Below are 5441 nucleotides of genomic sequence, written 5' to 3'. Positions count from 1 at the left end.
TGGTGGCAGGCCTACTACGTCGAGCTGACGATCCTCGGCGTCACCCTCTGCATCGGGCTGCTCCGCGCGCTCGAGTGGACGCTCGCCCGCAAGCAGGGCACCGGCATGGACACGGCGCTGCACTTCCCGCTGACCGGCTGGATCGGCAGCTTCTTCACGGGGCTGTCGGTCGGCGCCATCGAGAACCTCATCGTCGTCATCGCGGCGGTCAAGATCCTGATCTCCTTCGCCTGGATGATCACCATCGCTCTCCAGCCGACGATGGGCGTCGCCTGGCACCGCTTCCTCGCCTTCTTCAACATCTTCTTCAAGCGCCACGCCGACGGCCGAACGAGCCTCGGCGAGCTGCAGCCGATCACGGTCGACGGCAAGCCGCTGGACTTCGAGAACGTCGACGAGCTCGACGAGGACGCTGCGCTCGGCGTCGGCAAGGTCGAGGACTTCACCTGGAAGGGCCTGCTCGACTTCACGACCTGCACCGAGTGCGGCCGCTGCCAGAGCCAGTGCCCGGCGTGGAACACCGACAAGCCGCTCTCCCCCAAGCTGCTCGTCATGACGCTGCGCGACCACGCGCACGCCAAGGCGCCGTGGCTGCTCGCCTCCGAGGAGGTCCGCGCGGGCGGTATCGAGGCGGCCGACGGCTTCCGCGACGAGACGAAGGCCGCCGTCGCGACCGAGCAGCTCGTCGGCGAGACAGGCTACGACATCCGTCACCCGCTGCAGGCCTACAACCCGCACGGCCCCGACGCCGTCATCGACGAGGACGTGCTGTGGTCGTGCACGACCTGTGGCGCCTGCGTCGAGCAGTGCCCCGTCGACATCGAGCACGTCGACGCGATCGTCGACATGCGCCGCTACAAGAACCTCATCGAGTCGGCCTTCCCCGCCGAGCTCAACGGGCTGTTCAAGAACCTCGAGAAGAACTCCAACCCGTGGGGCCTCGCCCCGCGCCTGCGGATGGACTGGGCCAAGGACCTGCCCTTCGAGGTCAAGCAGGTCGGGCAGGACGTCGAGGACCTGGACGAGGTCGACTACCTCTTCTGGGTCGGCTGCGCCGGCGCCTACGAGGACCGCGCGAAGAAGACGACCCGCGCCGTCGCCGAGCTGCTCGACACGGCCGGCGTCTCCTTCGCGGTCCTCGGTGACGGCGAGGCGTGCACCGGTGACTCCGCCCGCCGCGCCGGCAACGAGTTCCTCTTCCAGATGCTCGCCCAGCAGAACGTCGAGACCCTCAACGAGGTCGGCGCGACGAAGATCGTCGTGACCTGCGCGCACTGCTTCAACACCATCAAGAACGAGTACCCCCAGCTCGGCGGGCAGTACGAGGTGCTGCACCACACGCAGCTGCTCAACCGCCTCGTCCGCGAGAAGCGCCTCACGCCGGTCGCCCGCCCGGGCGAGAGCGCCCAGACCGGCGCCGCCTCCACGGGCGCCAAGGTGACCTACCACGACCCCTGCTACCTCGGCCGGCACAACCAGGTCTACGCCCCGCCGCGCGAGCTGCTCCAGATCCTGCCCGGCGTGGAGTACGCCGAGATGGAGCGGTCGAAGGAGAAGTCGTTCTGCTGCGGCGCCGGTGGCGCGCGCATGTGGATGGAGGAGAAGCTCGGCACGCGGATCAACACCAACCGCACCGAGGAGGCCCTGGCGACGGGCGCCGACCGCATCGCCATCGGCTGCCCCTTCTGCAAGGTGATGCTGTCCGACGGCCTCAACGCCGCCATCCAGGACGGCAAGGCCACCGACGAGGTCGAGGTCGTCGACGTCGCCCAGATGCTGCTCGCGGCCGTCCGCCGCGGGGGCGGCGGCGGCGAGACCACCGAGGTCGAGACGCCCGAGCCGCAGCCCGACCCGGAGCCGGCGCCCGTCGCGTGAGCCCGTCGCCTGAGCCGAGAAGGCCGCTCCTCGGTGGCCTCGTGAACCGGCCCGTGCGAGTGCTCAGTGGGACGGGGTGCCGGCCTGGAGCCGGGCGCTCTGCACCCAGGCGTCGACGCGCCCCCACATCTGCTCGACCCAGGCCCGGGCCCCGCCGTCGGTCCGTGGCACCTGGGAGGCGTCGGTCATCCACCAGCTGACTCGCATCGGATGCCGGTCAACGGGCACTGCCTGCCACATCTGGCGAGGGTTGACGAGCGCGTCGAGCCCGGCGTGCGCGACCACCACCACGTCGGTGTCGCTGCGTGCGGTCAGGCAGGCGACGGCACCGCCGGGCCGCGGCGGGAGCACCCGGTGCTGGCGGACCGCCCGCCGCGCGCGCCGCACCTCCCCGATCTGCAGCAGACGCCGTACGGCGCGCCGGTGGCGCCGCGGCGTCCAGTTGCCACCCTCGGGAAAGATCAGGAGCGCCTCGTCGGCGGTCAGTGACTCTGCGAGGCGACGCACGGCCTCGGTGCGGTCCTCCCCGGCTCCCGAGCGGGAGGGCACGAAGTAGCAGTCGAGCCTGTTGAAAAGCACGTCCAGCCCCGGGTCGAGCTGCAGCGCCTCCTTGAGCACGACCTTCGGGCGGCGCCCGAGGTGCTCGAGCAGCAGGTGCACGAGGGCGAAGGAGTCGCCGGGTCCGGCGTGGCGGGCCAGCACGATGAGCGGCCGGCGCTCGGTCCCCGCCACGGCCGGCGACTCGACCACGAGGCGGAAGCCCACGGTCGTCTCGCTGCGCGCCAAGATGTGGCGCAGGGCCCAGCGCAACACTGCGCAGTGCTGTGCACGCCACGCTGCGAGGTCTCGCCCCGGCAGGGGGGAGCGGAGCCAGAGCCACCAGCAGGCCAGCATGATGGAGACGTCGAGCCAGACGTAGGTCAGCGCCAGCACCGACAGTCGCAGCAGCCGGCGCGGGCCCGGGCGCAGCGCGACCACGGCGCCGACCGCGGCTGCCACGAGCAGCGGCACGCTGAGCACGACGGCGCCGGGCACCCAGAGCGGGTTGGCGATCCGCCGTGCGGCCCGAGGGGGCACGTAGACACTCACGGTGTGCTCCCGTCCCGGCCCGTCCTGCCGACGACGCCACCGCCAGGTGCCTGCTTCTCGAGGTACTCGCTCGTCGCCTCGAAGGCCCGCTCGATCCGCTCCCTGACCCCGGCGGCGCCCCGGTAGCGCAAGGAGAGCGAGGGCGAGCCCACCACGCCGGTGGGCAACACGTGCACGTCGATGCCGTCGGGGACCGAGGCGAGCTCCTCGTTGAACCGGTGCCGGCGGGCGATCTCGAAGGAGACGAGGCCGACCTCCCACGCCCGGCGCGGCACCTCGAGCGGGTGCTCGATGCGCCCGACCTGCAACACGTAGACCTCTCGGGCACCGAGGGTCAGCGCTCGCGCGATCGGGATCGAGTGCACGAGGCCGCCGTCCAGGTAGTGCTCCCCGTCGATCCTCACCGCCGGGAGCAGGCCCGGCACGGCGCACGAGGCGAGCACCGCCTCGACCACCGGTCCCCGGTCGAACCACCGCGCCGATGCCGTCTCGATGCGCGCGGCGACGCATTCGAAGTGCACCGCGAGGTCTTCGATGGGGCGGTCGGGCAGGTGCTCGGTGAGCAGCTCACGCAGACTGTCGCTCGAGTGCAGGTGGGTGCCCAGCCGTGCCACCCTGACCGCCTGGCGCCACCACGACTCGGTGAAGACGCCGGCCCGTGTCGCCTGCGTCCACAGCGAGGTCAGTCGCTCGACCGCATCCCGCGTGGGCTGCGCGGCGACGAGCGCGCCGTTGATGGCCCCCACGCTCGTACCGACCACGATGTCGGGGCTGACTCCGGCGTCGAGGAGGGCGCGCAGCATCCCCACCTCGCTGGCGCCGAGGATGCCGCCACCGCCCAGGACCAGCGCCACCGGCCCACCTGCGCCGCTCATGCGGGCAGCGTATGCCCGTCAGGACGGAAGGTGGAGGAGCCCGACACCGCGACGCAGGACGCCACCACACGGCATACGTCCTCGTGGCGAGGTGCCACCCCTCGTGGGGCGGCGAACCTCCCGCTGACACCGCCGGGCGGGCGGCTCAGAGGATGCCGCGGGCGTGGAAGGCCGCCGTCACTGCTTTGGCGGCCGAGGAGCCGTAGAGGCGCTGGGCGGCAGCGACGGTGTCGAGCGCCGCAGCGCGGAACGTCGTGTCGGGCGCGAAGGCGAACTGCGCCTCGACGATGAGCGTCGACGCCTTGGTGTCTCCGAGCGCGCGGCGGATGTCCCAGAGGGCGCGCGACCAGATCTCGCCGTCGGCGTGCACCTCACCGACGACGTCGGCGGGATAGGTCTTCGTGCCGTCGAGGCGACGCAGGCAGTGCGGCACGGTACGCGTGTACGACGTGGAGTCCCAGTCGGCGACGCAGGCCTCCGGAGTCTTCGTCGGCGCGCCCGCGCGCCAGCTCGTGACGACCACGGCGAGGTAGTCGCCGAACGCCTCGCCGATGGCCCCGGACTCGAGGGTCGTGCCGAAGCCGGGCACCTGCCCGTCCTGGACGGAGTGGCCGTACTCGTGCACGACCACCTCCCCGTCCTCGGCATCGTCGACGCCGCCCTTGCCGACGGTGATGTTGGCCTTGTCGCCCCGGAAGAACGAGTTGTCACCGCCGTACTGGTCCACGCGCAGCGCGATCTGGCGCTCGTTGACCGGGCGCAGCGCCGAACCGAACCCGAGGTGCTGGAGGTACTCCTGTGCCGAGGTCACCCAGTAGTAGCCCATGACCTGCTCGAACTGGTCGGCGTCGCGGTGCCAGGCGGGGAACGCGCCGTCGACGGTCCGGGCCGCGGCGCCCGTGGAGCTCTTGACTGCGACGTACTGTCCCGTCAGGGTGCCCGAGCCGTCCAGGTGGCTCAGGGTCACGCGCCGGTAGGCCGGTGCCAGGGCCGCGTAGTCGGCGTCCTTGGCGTCGATGAGGGACTCGTCACCGAGCTGCTGGACGGGGTTCGGAAGGAAGACGGTGCCCGCCGCCGCGTGTGCCCACCGGTTCGACGAGCCGACGGCCGGCGCGGCGGTCGCGGCGACGCTGAGGATGGCCGCGGCGGCGACGGCCGCGGCGAGTGTCCGGTGTGCCATGCAGACACTCTCCACCCACCGAGGCGGTCGTGGGCCCTTCTCCCGTCAGCCGGCGGGCGGCGCGACCGGTGCGGATGGTGCGTCGGCGCCCGACTGGACCGACGAGCGGCGGGTACGCGGAGAGTGGCGGTTCGACGAAGGGGTGGTCAAGTCGCCGATCGAGGCGCACCATGAAGAGACCCCGCCCGCTGGATCCAGAGCTGAAGTCCGAGGAGCGACGATGTCACGACGAGCCCCCTTCGTTCCCGACGGTGTACCCGTGCTGTCCCGCGGCCGTCACCGCAGCCCGCGCAAGGGCGCGTGCTTCATGGAGATGGCCTCCTTCCTCGCCGGCGAGCGATGGAGCGACCACCCGACGTGCACCCATCCGGTCCTCGCCACGGTCGCGCGGTGCGTCAACGACATGCTCGACGACTCGCAGC

4 protein-coding genes and 1 pseudogene are annotated in these 5441 nt (G+C 71.7%); 2 read left to right on the top strand and 3 right to left on the bottom strand.

Going from position 1 to position 5441, the window contains the following annotated elements:
- On the top strand, window positions 1-1875 hold a 1875-nt coding region (locus ABD194_RS00690), incomplete at its 5' end, for a (Fe-S)-binding protein (protein WP_343985986.1).
- A 63-nt stretch (window positions 1876-1938) separates the two neighbouring features.
- Here ABD194_RS00690 and ABD194_RS00685 read toward each other — a convergent pair.
- The 3 genes from ABD194_RS00685 to ABD194_RS00675 all read right to left on the bottom strand — a co-directional run bounded on the left by ABD194_RS00685 (window position 1939) and on the right by ABD194_RS00675 (window position 5019).
- Window positions 1939-2964, bottom strand: a complete 1026-nt coding sequence (locus ABD194_RS00685) for a 1-acyl-sn-glycerol-3-phosphate acyltransferase (protein WP_343985982.1) — start codon at window positions 2962-2964, stop codon at window positions 1939-1941.
- On the bottom strand, window positions 2961-3839 hold the full coding sequence (locus tag ABD194_RS00680; RefSeq protein ID WP_343985979.1) for a patatin-like phospholipase family protein: 879 nt from the start codon (window positions 3837-3839) through the stop codon (window positions 2961-2963). The genes ABD194_RS00685 and ABD194_RS00680 overlap by 4 nt, the downstream gene beginning before the upstream one ends.
- 145 nt (window positions 3840-3984) lie before the next feature.
- Complete coding sequence (locus ABD194_RS00675; protein ID WP_343985976.1) at window positions 3985-5019, bottom strand: M4 family metallopeptidase; 1035 nt, start codon at window positions 5017-5019, stop codon at window positions 3985-3987.
- A gap of 220 nt (window positions 5020-5239) precedes the next feature.
- On the opposite strand from ABD194_RS00675, the pseudogene ABD194_RS00670 reads away from it, so the two are divergent.
- Window positions 5240-5441: pseudogene (locus ABD194_RS00670) on the top strand (hypothetical protein); the annotation flags it as partial.

Origin of the sequence: Terrabacter terrae, from assembly GCF_039529575.1 — a bacterium.
GTDB classification, from domain to species: Bacteria; Actinomycetota; Actinomycetes; order Actinomycetales; family Dermatophilaceae; genus Terrabacter; species Terrabacter terrae.
Note: the sequence above shows the minus strand (reverse complement) of the source record. Positions and strands in the feature narration are given on the sequence as shown.

Bases quoted from the DNA above. Each gene is read 5' to 3' on its own strand.
- ABD194_RS00680 (WP_343985979.1), bottom strand. From the start codon at position 3,839: ATGAGCGGCGCAGGTGGGCCGGTGGCGCTGGTCCTGGGCGGTGGCGGC.
- ABD194_RS00675 (WP_343985976.1), bottom strand. From the start codon at position 5,019: ATGGCACACCGGACACTCGCCGCGGCCGTCGCCGCCGCGGCCATCCTC.